The sequence below is a fragment of the Acidimicrobiales bacterium genome, assembly GCA_035547835.1.
Lineage (GTDB): Bacteria > Actinomycetota > Acidimicrobiia > Acidimicrobiales > Iamiaceae > DASZTW01.
In genome coordinates, this window is the sequence record DASZTW010000005.1 from 857,233 (window position 1) to 872,221 (window position 14,989).

The following is a 14,989-nucleotide window of genomic DNA, read 5'->3' on the forward strand; positions in this document are numbered from 1 at the left end:
ACTGTACCGGTGGCCGCCAACCCGGCCCCAATGGGTCAGCCGGCAGCAGTGGGTGCCTTGGCGACCTCGGCGAGGAACTCCTCGTTGGTCTTGAAGGTCTTGAGGCGGTCAATGAGCATCTCGAGCCCAGCGGCCGAGGTGCCGCCGTCGCTCGCCAGGCCCGACAGCACCCGGCGCAACCGCCAAGCCTGCTGGAGCTGCTTGCGCTCGAACAGCAGCTCCTCGTGACGGGTCGACGAGGCGTCGACGTCGATCGCGGGGTAGATGCGACGCTCGGCGAGCCGGCGGTCGAGCCGCAGCTCCATGTTGCCGGTGCCCTTGAACTCCTCGAAGATCACTTCGTCCATCTTTGAGCCGGTCTCGACCAGCGCAGTGGCCAAGATCGTGAGCGACCCGCCTTCTTCGAGGTTGCGGGCGGCACCGAAGAACTTCTTCGGCGGGTACAGCGCGCCGGTGTCGATACCACCGGACATGATCCGGCCGGTCGCCGGTGCCGCCAAGTTGTAGGCACGCGACAGGCGGGTGATGCCGTCGAGCATGATGACGACGTCCTGGCCGTCCTCGACGCGGCGCTTGGCCCGCTCGATCACCAGCTCGGCCACTTGCGTGTGCTCGTCGCTCGGGCGGTCGAAGGTGGAGGCGATCACCTCGCCGCGGGTGAGCGACCGGCGGAAGTCGGTGACCTCTTCGGGTCGCTCGTCGACCAGCAACACCATCAGGTGCACTTCGGGGCTGTTGAGCTCGATCGAGTGGGCGATCTGCTTCATGACCGTGGTCTTGCCGGCCTTCGGGGGCGACACGATGAGGCCGCGCTGGCCCTTGCCGATCGGGCAGACCAGGTCGATGATGCGCGCCGTCATGTTGGTGGGGTCGGCGGGCGACTCCATCGTGAGGCGCTGGTCGGGGAACAACGGGGTGAGGTCCTCGAAGCGAGGCCGCTTGCGCATCACTTCGGGGTCGCCGGCATTGACCGTGTCGATCCGCAGCAACGCCGGGTTCTTCTCGTTGCGGGTGGCGGGCCGCGCCGCGCCCTTCAAGATGTCGCCCTTGCGGAGGCCGAACTGGCGGACCTGCTTGACGGAGACGTAGACGTCGTCCTTGCTCGACAGGTAGCCCTTGAGCCGCAAGAAGCCGTAGCCCTCGTCGCGCAGGTCGAGCATGCCCTCCACCTCGACGGGCTCGCCTTGCCACTCCTCGACCGGGCCGCGCTCGCGCTCGCCGCCACGCCCGCGCCGGCGCCGCCGCCGGTTGCCCGGCTCGGGCTCCTCGCCCCGGTTCTGGTTCTGGCCGCCTTGGCCTTGGCCACCCTGGCCGCCGCCTTGGCCGCCTTGGTTCTGGCCGTTGCGGTTGCCCTTGTTGCGGTTCTGGTTCTGGCCGCCCTGGTTCTGGCCACCCTGGTTCTGGTTGCGCTGCTGGCCCTGACCGCCCTGGTTGCCGCGACCGCCTTGGCCCTGGGAGTCGCCGCGGTCGCCGCGGTCGCCGCGGTCGTGCGAGCGGTCGCCGTCCTCGGCCGACGCGTCGCTGGACGCCGTGGCGCGCTCGTCGGCGTCACCCCCGTCGTCGCCCCGCGAGGAGGTCGAGCCGTTGGACGAGAAACGGGCACCTTCGCCCGCATCGTCGGCCGCCTCGTCGGCGCGGGACCCGTCGTGGCCGGGCTCGTCGTGATCGGACGCATCGTGGTTGGACGGGGCGCCCTCGGTCGCCGCGCCGTTGGTGGCAACGGAAGGAACGGCACCGTCGGTGTCGACGGCGCCATCGGCGGTGCCGTCAGCGGTGTCGTCCTTGCGGGCGCCGCGACGCGGCTTCACGGCCGCTTCGGGCGCGGCGTCGCCGGCTGGCTCCTCCACCCCTGCGAGTTGGAGGATCAGGTCGACGATGTCGCCCTTGCGGGCGCGCGACGGTGGCTTCTTGCCGAGGGCCTCGGCGATGCTCACCAGGGCCTCGCGCTCCTTGCGTTCAAGGACCGAGCGATCAAGCTCTTGGGACCCCACGCTCATCGGAACCTCGTTTTTCTCGATGCCGGTCGTGTGCTCACGCGTGGTTGCCACGTGTCGTCAGGACCAGCAGTTGCGATCCGGGAAGACCGGGAGGTGGGTGCAACACAGAACGGACCCACGATCCCGGAGGACCACCCTCCGACGCAGCGCATCGCAAGTCGATGCTGGTCGGGGAGGTGTCCTCGCAGTGTAGCGCGATCACAACGCGGCACCGCATTTCGCGGCGGGGTTCAGCGAACAGCGACCAGGCGGCCCATCAGCTCGTGACCAGGCACGAGTGGCCGATCGGCCACGCCGGCTTCGGTGTAGCGCCCGCCTTCCACAGGGGTCTGCGAGTCGAACAGCAGGTAGGGCACCGGGTCGGGGGTGTGGGTCTTGAGCTCGACCGGCGTGCCGTGGTCGGGCAGCAGCAACATCCGCCACGGACCGAGCTCGTCGAGCTCGCCGATCAACGGCGCGAGGATGCGGCGGTCCCAGTTCTCGAGCGCCTTGACCTTCTCTTCCACGTTGCCGGCGTGGCCGGCTTCGTCGGTGGCCTCCACGTGGATGATGAACAAGTCGGCGCCGTCCGCGAGCGCGTCGAGCGCGGCTTCACGCTTGCCTTCGTAGTTGGTGTCGTACCAGCCAGTGGCGCCCTCGACGTCGATGACCTCGACGCCCGCGAGCACGCCGAGCCCGCGCACGAGGTCGACGGCCGTGACCAACCCTGCGTCGAGACCCCAGCGCGAGGTGAACGACGGGAGCTGCGGGCGCGTGCCCTGGCCCCACAGCCAGATCTGGTTCGCGGCGAGCGAGGAACCGCCCACGATGGGCCGCGAGCGTTCCATCAGATCGGCGAGGCGTCCCGCGGCCGGTCCGGAGGGACCGATGATCGCCTTGTCGGACAGGTCGTGCGGCGGCACGCACTCCGCGTCGGCCCACGATGCGGGGGCCACGACGATGTGGCGGTACTGCACGCCCGGGTGGAACGACACCGGCCCGTCGGGGGTGTCGCCGCCGAGCGCGGCGTCGAGCTCCGCGATCACGTTGGCCGCGGCGTCGCTGTCGGGGTGGCCGCCGGCGAAGTCGACCATGGTGCCGTCGTCGCCGACCGTCACCAGGTTGCAGCGGAAGGCGACTTGGTCGTCGGCCAGGTCGATGCCGAGCGCGGCCGCCTCGATGGGCGCGCGGCCGGTGTGGTACTCGGCGGGGTCGTAACCGAAGATCGACATGTTGCCGACGTCGCTGCCCGGCGGCAGCCCCGGAGGGATGACGCCGGCCCGTCCGATCTCGGCGCGGGCGGCCAAACCCTGCAACGTGGGCAGCTCGGCCGCCTCCAGCGGAGTCCGCCCGCCGAGCGCCGCCACCGGCTGATCGGCGCAGCCATCGGGCACGCAGACGACGTACTTCATCGCCCGAGCCTACGCGTCGCCCGGAGAAGTCCGGAACGGGCGCTCAACCGGCGACACGATCGAGGACGAACGACCGGACCTGGTCGAGGTCGTTGTCGAGGACGGAGACGCGCTCGGGTCGATCGTGGAGGTCGGCGAGCCACGAGGGCAGCTCCGGGCGCTCGCCAGTGGCCTGCTCGACCGCATCGGGGAACTTGGCGGCCGACGCCGTGGCCAGGACCACCATCGGCACGTCAGGGTCGGTGTGCACCTGGCGCGCCGCCCCGAGCCCGACGGCCGTGTGGGGGTCGACGAACCTTCCGGAGCGGTCATGGAGCGAGCGGATCTCGGCGAGCGTGGCTTCGTCGTCGAGGCGCACGCCACGGAAGACCTCGCGGACCTCGGCCATTGCTTCGTCGGGCAGGCGCACCGCGCCTTCGGCCCGGAACTGCTCGAGCTGCCGCGCCACGGTCGCGCCGTCGCGGCCCGCCAGCTCGAACAGCAGGCGCTCGAGGTTGCTCGACACTTGGATGTCCATGCTGGGACTGAGCGTGGGCACCACGTCGGCGAGCGACATCGTGCCGCTGTCGAGCCAGCGGGTGAGGATGTCGTTGGTGTTGGACGCCACCACGAGCTGTTCGATCGGCAGGCCCATCTGACGAGCGACCCAGCCGGCGAACACGTTGCCGAAGTTCCCCGTCGGCACGGCGAACGAGATCGGCGCCATGCCACCCGACCCGTGCACCGCCCGGTGACTGGTCACGTAGTACACGGTCTGCGCCATCACCCGGGCCCAGTTGATGGAGTTCATGGCCGACAGGCGGACCTTGTCGCGGAAGGCGACATCGGCGAACAACGCCTTCACGAGGTCCTGGCAGTCGTCGAACGTGCCTTCGATGGCGACGTTGTGGACGTTGGGCTCGTCGACCGTGGTCATCTGGCGCCGCTGCACGTCGCTGACGCGGCCGCGAGGGTGCAGCACCACGATGTCGAGCGACGACCGGCCGCGGCACGCCTCGATCGCGGCCGACCCGGTGTCACCTGACGTGGCGACCACGATCGTGGCCCGCTCGCCCCGCCGGGTGAGCTCGTGGTCGAAGAGGCGGCCGACCAACTGCAACGCCACGTCCTTGAACGCCAACGTGGGCCCGTGGAACAGCTCGCACAGCCACAGCCCGTCCCCAAGGGGCGCGACAGGGCAGACGTCGCGATGGTGGAACGTGGCGTACGCGTCGACCACCATCGATGCGAAGTCGTCGCGACCGATCGCGCCGTCGACGAACGGCCACATCACGTCGGTGGCGACCTCGGCGTACGTGGCGCCTTCACCCGGCTGGTCGAGGCGAGGCCAGGCATCGGGCACGTACAGCCCGCCGTCGGGCGCCAGCCCGGTGAGCAGCACGTCGGCGAACCCGACGGCCGGGGCCGCGCCGCGGGTGGAGACGTACTGCATCAGCGGTCGTCCTCGCTGGCCACCACCCGCAACATCGACCCGACGCGGTTCACCGGGTCGAGGCCGCGCAGGTCATGCAACGTGGCCTGGATGTCGGCCTCGCGGGCCGAGTGGGTGATGAAGATGATGCGGGCGCCGCCGCCGTCGAGCACTTCCTGCTCCATCGAGCGGATCGACACGCCGTGACGCTCGAACACCTCGGCGATCACCCGCAAGACGCCGGGCCGGTCGGCCACTTCGAGGTTCAAGTAGTACGGCGAGCGGGTGTCGTCGATCGGCCTGATGGCGATGCGGCCGAAGGAGCCGAGCGTGGCGTGCGTGCCCTTTTGGAGGTTGTGCGCGGCATCGACCACGTCGCCCAACACCGCCGACGCGGTCGGCGAACCGCCCGCGCCGCGCCCGTACAGCATCAAGTCGCCCACGGCCTCGCCTTGGACGAACACCGCGTTGAAGCTCTCGCGGACGCTCGCCAGTGGGTGGTTCACCGGCACCATCGCCGGGTGCACCCGGACGGCGACGGTGGGATGGTCGAGGTCGACGATGCGCTCGGCCACCGCGAGCAGCTTGATCTCGTAGCCGAGGCGCTGCGCGAACCCGATGTCGGTGCGGGTGACGGTGGAGATGCCTTCGCGGTAGACGTCGCCGGCGACCACCCGCGCGCCGAACGCGATCGAGGCGATGATCGCCGTCTTGGCAGCGGCGTCGAAGCCCTCGACGTCGGCGGTGGGGTCGGCCTCGGCGAACCCGAGCGACTGCGCTTCGGCGAGCGCTTCCGCGTACGCCACCCCGCCCTCGGACATGCGGGTGAGGATGTAGTTGGTGGTGCCGTTGACGATGCCGAGCACCCGGTGGATGCGGTCACCCGCCAGGGACTCGCGCAGCGGGCGGATGATCGGGATGCCGCCGCCGACCGCCGCCTCGAACAACAAGTCGAGCCCGCAACCGTCGGCCGCCGCGAACAGCTCGGTCCCGAAGTTGGCGAGCAGCTCCTTGTTGGCCGTGACCACCGGCTTGCCACCCTTGAGCGCGTTGATGATGAGCTCACGGGCCGGTTCGATGCCGCCGATCACCTCGACGACGAGGTCGATGTCGGGGTCGTCGACCACCGCCGCGGCATCGGTGGTGAGCACGCCGTCGGGCAGGCGGACGGGTCGCTCGCGGGCCACGCTGCGCACGACGACCTTGGCGATCTGCAAGTCGAGGCCGGTGCGGGCGGCGATCGCATCGCGCTGCACGTCGACGAGCCCCACCAGCGCGGCACCGACGTTGCCGCACCCCAGCAGACCGATGCGCACGGGTCGGGTTTCCTGTTGGCCCACCCCCAGATCGTAGTGGTGGGCCGTCGAGTGCTCCGCACCGGGTTTCCGGCTCGATCCGGGCCCCGAGAAGGCCTGAGGTTCGACCCGCGCGTCAGCCGACGTCGGTGGCGAGCAGGTCGTCGAAGGTCTCGCGACGGATGACCAGCCGAGCGTCACCGTCGGCGACGAACACCGCTGCGGGCCGCGGGAGCCAGTTGTAGTTCGACCCCATCGACCGGCCGTACGCGCCGGTGACCGGCGTGGCGATCACGTCGCCCACCGCCAGGTCGGCCGGCACCGCGGCCTCGTGGACCAGCACGTCGCCCGACTCGCAGTGCTTGCCGACCAGGCGCACGGACAGGCCGCGGGAGGCCGCGAGCGCACGGGGCAAGAACGTCTCGTAGCCGCTGCCGTACAGCGCGGGACGGGGGTTGTCGATGAACCCGCCGTCGCACGCGACGTACGTGCGGATGCCGGGCAGCTCCTTGATGGTGCCCGCGGTGTACAGCGTGACGGCCGCAGCTGCCGCGATCGCGCGGCCCGGCTCCGCCGACACCCGGGCCGTGATGCCGTGGTGCTCGCACGCGAGGCGCACGACTGTGCCCCACTCGGTGATCGACGGAGCCGTCTCGCCCGCGACGTACGCCACGCCGAGCCCGCCGCCGATCGACAGCTCCGGCAACCCCAGCGGCACCACGAAGGGGGCCAACGCTTCGACGGCCTGCTCGAAGAACCCGGCCACGAACACTTGCGAGCCGATGTGGGCGTGGATACCGACCAGCTCGACAGAGGCAGCGCCTTGCGCACGCTCCACCGCTCGGGCTGCGTCGCCGGACACCAACCCGAACCCGAACTTGGAGTCGTCCTGGCCCGTCCTGACGTACTCGTGAGTGTGTGCCTCCACGCCCGGCGTGACCCGCAGCAGCACGCGGGCGACCCGACCGTCGGACGCGTGTAGCGCGTCGAGGCGGTCGAGCTCGTCGAACGAGTCGACCACGACGCGCCCGACGCCCGCCTCGCGCGCCGCGACCAGCTCGGCGGTCGCCTTGTTGTTGCCGTGCACGACGATGCGGTCGGCCGGCACCCCCGCCGCCAGCGCGACACCCAGCTCTCCCCCGCTCGCCACGTCGAGGTGCAGGCCCTCTTCGTACACGAGCCGCGCCATCGCGCGGCACAAGAACGCCTTGGTGGCATACGCGACACCGTCGCCGAACGCGGCGAGCGCCTCGCGACAGCGGCTGCGGAGGTGGGCTTCGTCGTACACGAACAGCGGGGTGCCGAACTCGGCCGCGAGCTCGAGCGTGTCGCACCCGCCGATGAACAACTGCCCTGACGACCCGACGGCCGCCGTGTCGGGTAGCAGCTCCCGCGGCAGCGGCGTCCCCGACGGCCGAGACCCCGGCTGCGGGGCGCTCACAACGACTCCGGTGCGGACACCCCGAGGAGGTCCAGCCCGATCGCGAAGCCGACCCTCGCGGCCTCCACCAGCCACAAGCGTGCTTGGGTGACCTCGGCCGGGATGTCGTCGCCGACGACATAGCAGTCGTGGTAGAAGCCGTGGAACGCGCCGGCCAGCTCGCGCACCCAGGTCGTCACTTTGTGAGGTGCCCGCTCCTTGCAGGCGAGCTCCACCACGTCGGGCAGGTCGGCGAGCGACCGCAACACGTCGAGCTCACGCTCGTGGGTGAGCACGGCGAGCTCGACTTCCGCCAGCGGCGCCCGTGCCACGCCGGCCTCCGTCGCACGGCGCAAGATGCCGTGGATCCGGGCATGGGCCATCTGCACGTAGAAGACCGGGTTGTCCATGCCTTGGCTGACCACCACGGCCATGTCGACCGTCTGGCGCGAGTCGATCGACTGCAACAGGTACGTGAGCCGAGCAGCGTCGGTCCCGGCGATCTCGACGATGTCGCGCAGCTCGATGACCGTGCCGGCGCGCTTCGACAACTTCAGCGGCTGCCCGTCTTGGAGCAGGTCGACCATCTGCGTGATCTCGACATCGAGGGAGGCAGGGTCGTGGCCCAGCGCTTGCATCGCCGCGCGCATGCGGGCGACGTAGCCGTGGTGGTCGGCGCCCCACACGTTGATCAGCCGGCCGGCACGGGAGAACTTGTCACGGTGGTACGCGATGTCGGGCAGGAGGTACGTGAACTCGCCGTCGCTCTTGATCAGCACGCGGTCCTTGTCGTCGCCGTAGTCCGACGACCGCAGCCACGTCGCACCGTCGGCTTCGTAGACCACGCCGTGGTCTCGCAAGTCGCGCAGCGTGTCGTCGATCGCGCCGGCGTCGACCATCGACTTCTCGCTGAACCACACGTCGAAGCGCACGTTGAACGAGTCGAGCACCGCCCGCTGGTCCGCGAGCGCGTGCTCCTCGCCCCACTCCGCGGGGTCGACCCCGTCGGGCATGTCGGCTGCCCAGTCGACGATGTACTGGCCCTGATAGCCGTCCTCGGGCGGTTCGGCGCCCGACTTCCGGGCGGCCAGCGACTCGCCGAAGCGCTGCATCTGGACGCCGCGGTCGTTGATGTAGAACTCCCGCGTCGCCGCATACCCGCACCGGTCGAGGAGCCTGGCCACCGAGTCGCCGTGGGCGGCGCCGCGGGCGTGGCCTGCGTGCACCGGACCGGTGGGGTTGGCGCTCACGAACTCGACGATCACCGTCGCGCCACCACCCAGATCGGGCGCCGCGTAGCGGTCCGGACCCGCGGTGACGACATCGGTGAGCACGTCGTGGAGCCACGACTCACGCAAGTGGAAGTTGACGAAGCCGGGGCCGGCCAGCTCGACGCGCTCGACGTGCGGCGGCGGCGCGGCGTTCAGCGCGTCGGCCACTTGCTGGGCGAGCTCGCGGGGGTTTCGTCCGCCCCGTTTAGCCGTGGCCAGCGCGACGTTCGACGACCAGTCACCGTGCTCACGACGGGCTGGTCGCTCCATGCCGATCTCGTCGGGCGGCTCGACACCTGCCGATGCGAGCGCCACGCGCAGCTGCTCGACCAGATCGTCGCGGATCACGCTGGCTCCTTTGCCGTCGGGGACGCCCATGATCCCCGAGCGGGCACCACCGGCGAAATCCCATTCAGGACTCGCGCGGAGCCCTCGACCGCGGTGCCCTCAGGAAGCGAGGACCCGCTGCACGCGTTCGAGGAGATCGAGCGGCTCGAACGGCTTGGTGATGTAGTCGGCCGCGCCCGCTTCGAGACCCGCCCGCACGTCCGCTGTCTGCGCCTTGGCCGACAAGAGGATCACCGGGATCTCCGCCAGCGCGCCGTCGGCCTTCAGGTCGGCAAGCATCTCGAGGCCGGACCGCCGGGGCATCATGATGTCGGTCACGATCACGTCGGGCCGGCCCTCCTTCGCCTGGGTCAGCCCTTCGAAGCCGTCCTTCGCCGTCACCACGGAGAACCCCTCGAGCTCGAAGTTGACCTCGAGCAGTTGCAGGATCACCGGGTCGTCCTCGACCACCAATACCGTCGCCACGCGGGCATCGTACCGTCCGCTCCGGTCAGGGGGCCTTCCGTGTCGTTCGGCGGATCGGCAGCGGACGGTGACGCGGTAGCGTGTGACACCCCAGCCCTCGTAGCTCAGCGGATAGAGCATCGGCCTCCGGAGCCGTGTGCGCAGGTTCGAGTCCTGCCGAGGGCGCAGCTGCTAGCCCTGGCCTGCAGGTCAGCGGACTCCGGAACGCCACAAGGATCTCAAACGCACCGAGATCCTTGTGGGAGCGGTGTGGGAGCAACGCCGAACTGCGCGGTGCCGTTGTCATCGCTGCAGGCGGATGGGGCAACGGCCCGCGCGGGCCGTTCCCGGCGAGCAACAGCGGACGTCCGTTGCGGTCGTAGGCCCCGGCCTCCCTGGAGATGCTCCGCCTTGTGAGATGAATGACGAGTCATTTACTGTCACGGTCATGGGTCGCGTCAAGGGGCTGAGGCCGGAGGACACCCGGCGCCGGGTGGTGGACGGCGCTGCCGACGCGTTCGCTGCGTTGGGGTACGAGGGGGCTCGGGTCACGGACATCGCCACCGCCGCCGGGCTGAGCAGCGGGGCGATGTACAACCACTTCGGGTCCAAGGCCGAGCTGCTGGCCGCGGTGGTGGAGAGCCACGCGTGCAACCACCTGGGTGACTGGTTCGACACCGGTGCCGCGACGAGCGTGCTCGACATGATCCGGTCCTACGGGACCCAGCTCGGCAGCGGCTCCCAGCCGGCGGCACCCTTGCTCATCGAGGCAGCATCGACGGCCCGGCGGGACCCGGAGGTGCTGGCCGTCCTCAGCGAGCAGGTGACGATTCGCGAAGCGGTCTTCGCCGAGGCGCTCGCCGAGGCTCAGGCCAACGGCGAGATCGCCGAGGAAGTCGACGCTCGCGCCGCGGCCCGGTTCATGTTCATGGTCCTCATGGGCTCTGCCCTCGTACAGGCGATGGAACTGCCGGTGCCCGCGCCGGCGAGCTGGGAATCGCTCATGGAGCGCGTCGTCGACGCGTTCCGACCCGAGGAGGAACCGCGACCATGACCACCGACCCCTTCGTCGCCCCCACCCTCGAGGAAGCCCGCGAGCGGCTGCGGATGCCGATGGTCGACGCCATGCAGACCCAACGAGCAGTGCGCCGCCTTCACACCGATCCCGTCGACCTCGAGCTGATCTACGAGCTGCTCGAGCTGTCGATCAAGGCGCCGACGTCGTCGAACTCGCAGGACTGGGTGTACGTCGTAGTGACGGACCGGGCCCAGAAGGAACGCCTCGGTCGCGTTTATGTGCCGATCGCGAAGCGCGTGGGAGCGATCGTCGGCGAGCGGGCCAGCGAACAGGACCGCCGGGCCATGGCACCCGGACTCTGGCAGGCCGAGCACTTCGCCGACATCCCCCTGTTCGTGATCCCCTGCTACCGCAGCAACCTCAAGCACCGCTCCGTTGGGTGGCCGCAGCTGTCGGTGTCCTCCTACTACGGGTCGGTCTATCCGGCAGTGCAGAACCTGCTGCTGGCCTGCCGGGCCGTAGGGCTGGGCGCATCGCTCCAGACCCTGCCCATCGCCTTCACGCCACTCGCCAAGCAGGTGCTCGGGCTGCCGAGGAACCTGAACCCGGTCTGCGTGATCCCCATCGGGTGGGCAAAGGGCAAGTACGGGTCCACGACCCGCGCGGCGATCGAGGACGTCGTCCACATCGACCGCTATGGCAACCAGCCCGCCCGCGCTGACCGGGGCTAGGAGACGAGGACGATCTTGCCGAGCTTGCCGCCGGCGGCGAAGTGCTCGCAGGCGGCGGCCGCCTCGGCCATCGGGTACGGCGTCGTGGGCCGTGGTGAACGCCTCGGGGAAGCCGCCCGCAGCGCGGCACCCCCGCCGTGCAGGCTGCCGCCGAGATCGGCGCCCACCACCTCGACTGCACCGGGGAGGGGCCGTTCATCCGCGACGGCTTCGAACGCTCGGGCCCGCTGAACGCTCGGCGGCGAGCACGCTCTCGGCCAGACGTTCTGCCGGCGTTGCGGGCGCGACGCGAGCGGACACGCGAAATGATCGACTCGCCCGCATCCGGGTTCAGCTGCAGCTGACACCGGCGGGGGCGGTGTCGGGGGGAACCCGGCCCAGCACCGTGGTCGACGTGGTCGTGGTCGAGGAGCTCGACGTGGAGCTGCTCGACGACTCCGACCCCGACCCACCCAGGCCGCCGGCGGTCGTCGACGTGGCATCTGGTGCCACGGTGCTGGCCGACGAAGCGGCGCCGCCGGTCGTCGCGGCTCTGGGATGGGCCTCGACCGTGGTGAAGTCGGTGCCGGTGATCAGCGCGACGGTGCCTTCTGTCTGGCGCGAGTCGGGCACGAGCTGGGGCACCACCGTCAGCGAGCGAGCCAGCAGGTCGGCCTGCGCGCGGTCGTCAGGCGCGTAGCGGATCATGGTGTGCGACTGGATCTGCGAGTAGCCGAGCGTTGCGGCGTTGCCGACGCTCGTGACACCGAACCCGACCTTCTCGAGCGCGCCCGCCACGTTCGACGCCTGCCCCGCCTGGCCCGTTCCGTTGTAGACGCCGACCGACAGGAACGAGGCCGACGACTGCTGCTCGTCGTGGTTGCGGAACATGTTGAGGATCGGCTGCGCGGCGGCCTGGTCGATCTTCAGCGCGTCGGACCCGTCGGGCGCGGGATACCACCGCGTGGCGGGAACGGTGTACGACTTCAAGTGCTCGGCGTCGAAGGACTGGAAACGGTCCGCGAGGCTCTTGAGCGTGCCCAAGCTGAAGCCTTGGTCGACCGTGACGGTGGCGACGAACGCCGAAGCCAGGTGGTCGAGCTCGGCGGGGTGGGTCAGGTAGCCCTGGCTGTTCAGCCGCGCGATCGCGTGCCGCATGAGGAACTGCTGTCGTTTGATCCGCCCGAAGTCATTGGCTTCGTCGCTCACCCAACGACCGTGGCTGTTCTGGTACTGCAGGTGCCGCGACCGGGCGAAGGCGAGCGCCATGTCGCCGTCGAGCTTGACGCAGCCCGGTTGTTCGACGTCGAGGCCGGTGTTGCGGTCGCGCATGGCGGTGTCGAAGTAGACCGGCAGCCCGCCGATCGCGTCGACCAGGCGCTTGAAGCCCACGAAGTCGACTTGCATGAAGTGGTTGATGGAGATGCCGAACGTGGTGCTGATCGTGTCGGTGAGCACTTGCGGGCTGATCGCGAACGCGCCGTTGATCTTCCCGCGGCCGTTGCCCTTGCCGTTCGACGGCGCGTACGACACGAACAGGTCGCGCGGGATCGACAGCACGCGCGCCGTCTTCTGCGCAGGGTCGACCCGCAGGATCATGATCGAGTCTGATCGCTGGCCGGCGTCGTACGTCCCGTTGAGGAACGCCCCCGCGTCCTTGGAGCCTTTCACGATGCCCTTGCGGCTGTCGGACCCGGTGATGAGGTAGTTCTCGGGCTCGCCGGCGGCCGCCTTGCGCAAGTTGACGTGGTACCGCTGGAGCTGGCCGTAGCGCCAGTTGACCCAGCCGACCACGCCGGCGCCCGCGAGCAAGACGATGGTCAGCAACGATCCGAGGCCGACGAGGGATCGTTGGCCCCATGAGCGGCGTCGGGGGCGGCGGCGAGGGCGCGCCCGGCCACCCGAGGTAGTGCGAGGGGTCACGAGGGTTCGAGGTTACTCGTCACCGGGTCCCGATCGGCGGCACCCAGGGACCTCGTGTGGTCTCCGTGCACCTCGGCCACGCCAGCTCGATGGTGGTCGGGACCGCACCTCCCGCCGGTAGTGTCGGCTCCATCGACACCGATCCGACGACGAGGATGGTTCGCACGTGACCGACACCGCGACCCCGGCCGCGAAGCCCGCGCGGGAGCGCTGGACACCGCAGTGGCTCGAGCTGTTCGACGAGGTGATCACCACCGGCCTGTGCACCGGCTGCGCGGCGTGCGTGATCTCGTGCCCGCACGACGTCATCGGCTACGAGCACGGCCAGGGCGGCTTCAAGCCGTTCCACCTCGAAGAGGAGCTCGGCGAGGGCGACTGCACCCACGGCCAGCGGGGTTGCACCTCGTGCACCCGGGCCTGCCCGCGCTTTCGCCTCTGGGAGCCTCAAGCCGACGAGCTCTTGTTCGGGCGGGTGCGCGAGGCCGATGAGCCGTCCGGCATCACCGGCGACGTGTTCTTGGCTCGTGCCACCGATCCGGCGGTGCACGAGGGCGGGCAGGACGGCGGCCTGGTCTCCGCCATCCTCATCTACGCGCTCGAACACGACGTGATCGATGCGGCGCTGGTCTCGTACCTCGAAGGCGACGGCTCCTCGTGGACCGCGGTCCCGGGCGTGGCCCGCAACCGCGACGATGTGCTGCGCTCCGCGGGCAGCCGCTACACGTATTCCGCGAACACGTTGGCCTACAACGACGCGATCGACGGCGGCGCCGAGCGGATCGCGCTCGTCGGCATGAGCTGCCAGAGCTCTGCGCCGCCGGTGATGAAGGCCCGCAAGATCGGCAAGGTCGGGCGACGCCTCACGCTCAACATCGGCCTGCTGTGCTCCAAGACGTTCGACGACGCGATCTTCAGCGAGCTGTTCGAAGCCAAGTACGGCATCGCCCGGACCGACATCAAGAAGGTCAACATCAAGGGCAAGTTCCAGATCTGGACCAACGACGGCGAGTACCACGAGGTGCCCCTCAAGGAGTGCCACGCCTGGACGCGCGAGGGCTGCAAGATGTGCCCCGACTTCGCGGCAGAGCACGCCGACATCTCCACCGGGGGCATCGGCGCGTTCAACGACTGGACGCTCACCGTGGTGCGCACCGACGCCGGCCGCGAGGTGATCGAGGGCATGGTCGAGGCAGGGATGATAGAGACCCGGCCCGGCGACGACGATCCCGGCGCCATCGCCTTGATGCACAAGCTGGCGGCGAACAGCCGCAAGCGCTGGCCGGAGTTCGCGGTCGAGGCGCCGGGTCGGCGGCCCGCACCACCCGCCTGAGCGCGGGTTACGACTGCTGCTGGCAGGTGTCGAGGTAGCCGACCATCTTGCGGCCGGCGGGGCCGAGCTCGTCGAGCGGCTTCTTCTTCGAGCGCAAGTCGTCCTGGAGCTTCTTGAACTCCTTGAACGGCTCGGCTTTCTTGAACTTGTCGTAGACGCAGCCGCAGACCTTGGCCGGGATCGACGTGCCGCCGGTGGTGGTGCTGCACGACTCCACGAAGGTCTTGCGGATCTTGCCGCTGTACGCGGTGGGCGTGGTGGAGCACGACGACAGTGCGACGACCGCCAGCAACCCGATGACCACGGCGGCGAGCAGTCGGTAACGGGGGCGCGTCACACGAGCCGGAGTGGTGAGAGACATCGGCGAAACGCTAATCCAGGCGCCGCCGGCCGCTGGAATCGTGACATCCCCGACCGCGGACGGTGGTCGG

General features: G+C 69.9%; 13 protein-coding genes and 1 tRNA gene. 4 read left to right on the forward strand and 10 right to left on the reverse strand.

The genetic code is table 11. The features are described from left to right. Nucleotides 1-35 precede the first annotated feature (35 nt). The 7 genes from rho to VHA73_06240 form a co-directional block, all read right to left on the reverse strand. On the reverse strand, nt 36-1,997 hold the full coding sequence (gene rho, locus VHA73_06210) for a transcription termination factor Rho (protein ID HVX17609.1): 1,962 nt from the start codon (nt 1,995-1,997) through the stop codon (nt 36-38). Between the two features lie 230 nt (nt 1,998-2,227). Then, on the reverse strand, nt 2,228-3,388 hold the full coding sequence (locus VHA73_06215) for a cofactor-independent phosphoglycerate mutase (protein HVX17610.1): 1,161 nt from the start codon (nt 3,386-3,388) through the stop codon (nt 2,228-2,230). A 43-nt stretch (nt 3,389-3,431) separates the two neighbouring features. Continuing rightward, entirely contained in the window at nt 3,432-4,820 is a 1,389-nt protein-coding gene (gene thrC, locus VHA73_06220) for a threonine synthase (GenBank protein HVX17611.1), read from the reverse strand. Beyond that, nucleotides 4,820-6,139 carry a homoserine dehydrogenase gene (locus VHA73_06225; protein ID HVX17612.1) on the reverse strand — a complete coding sequence of 440 codons (1,320 nt, stop codon included), beginning with the start codon at nt 6,137-6,139 and terminating at the stop codon, nt 4,820-4,822. The genes thrC and VHA73_06225 overlap by 1 nt, the downstream gene beginning before the upstream one ends. A 91-nt stretch (nt 6,140-6,230) precedes the next feature. Then, nucleotides 6,231-7,535 (reverse strand): diaminopimelate decarboxylase, encoded by a 1,305-nt coding sequence (lysA, locus tag VHA73_06230; protein ID HVX17613.1) that lies wholly within the window; start codon nt 7,533-7,535, stop codon nt 6,231-6,233. Continuing rightward, nucleotides 7,532-9,133, reverse strand: a complete 1,602-nt coding sequence (locus VHA73_06235; GenBank protein ID HVX17614.1) for an arginine--tRNA ligase — start codon at nt 9,131-9,133, stop codon at nt 7,532-7,534. The genes lysA and VHA73_06235 overlap by 4 nt, the downstream gene beginning before the upstream one ends. 99 nt (nt 9,134-9,232) lie before the next feature. After that, nucleotides 9,233-9,598 (reverse strand): response regulator, encoded by a 366-nt coding sequence (locus VHA73_06240; GenBank protein HVX17615.1) that lies wholly within the window; start codon nt 9,596-9,598, stop codon nt 9,233-9,235. Nucleotides 9,599-9,691: 93 nt separating this feature from the next. On the opposite strand from VHA73_06240, the gene VHA73_06245 reads away from it, so the two are divergent. The 3 genes from VHA73_06245 to VHA73_06255 all read left to right on the forward strand — a co-directional run bounded on the left by VHA73_06245 (nt 9,692) and on the right by VHA73_06255 (nt 11,326). Next, a tRNA-Arg gene (locus tag VHA73_06245) sits at nt 9,692-9,763 on the forward strand. A gap of 262 nt (nt 9,764-10,025) precedes the next feature. Continuing rightward, nucleotides 10,026-10,631, forward strand: coding sequence for a TetR/AcrR family transcriptional regulator (locus tag VHA73_06250; GenBank protein HVX17616.1), 606 nt, complete (start codon nt 10,026-10,028; stop codon nt 10,629-10,631). Further along, nucleotides 10,628-11,326, forward strand: a complete 699-nt coding sequence (locus VHA73_06255) for a nitroreductase family protein (protein HVX17617.1) — start codon at nt 10,628-10,630, stop codon at nt 11,324-11,326. Before VHA73_06250 ends, VHA73_06255 begins: the two co-directional genes overlap by 4 nt. On the opposite strand, the gene VHA73_06260 is transcribed toward VHA73_06255, so the two are convergent. Both VHA73_06260 and VHA73_06265 read right to left on the reverse strand, forming a co-directional pair. Next, the gene (locus tag VHA73_06260; GenBank protein ID HVX17618.1) at nt 11,323-11,493 is read right to left on the reverse strand and encodes a hypothetical protein; all 171 of its coding nucleotides are present in this window, start codon (nt 11,491-11,493) and stop codon (nt 11,323-11,325) included. The genes VHA73_06255 and VHA73_06260 overlap by 4 nt on opposite strands. A 163-nt stretch (nt 11,494-11,656) precedes the next feature. After that, nucleotides 11,657-13,228, reverse strand: a complete 1,572-nt coding sequence (locus tag VHA73_06265) for an LCP family protein (protein ID HVX17619.1) — start codon at nt 13,226-13,228, stop codon at nt 11,657-11,659. A 166-nt stretch (nt 13,229-13,394) separates the two neighbouring features. On the opposite strand from VHA73_06265, the gene VHA73_06270 reads away from it, so the two are divergent. Next, nucleotides 13,395-14,558 (forward strand): Coenzyme F420 hydrogenase/dehydrogenase, beta subunit C-terminal domain, encoded by a 1,164-nt coding sequence (locus VHA73_06270; protein ID HVX17620.1) that lies wholly within the window; start codon nt 13,395-13,397, stop codon nt 14,556-14,558. Between the two features lie 7 nt (nt 14,559-14,565). Here the strand turns inward: VHA73_06270 and VHA73_06275 are convergent, their stop codons facing one another. Further along, on the reverse strand, nt 14,566-14,919 hold the full coding sequence (locus VHA73_06275; GenBank protein HVX17621.1) for a hypothetical protein: 354 nt from the start codon (nt 14,917-14,919) through the stop codon (nt 14,566-14,568). Nucleotides 14,920-14,989 lie beyond the last annotated feature (70 nt).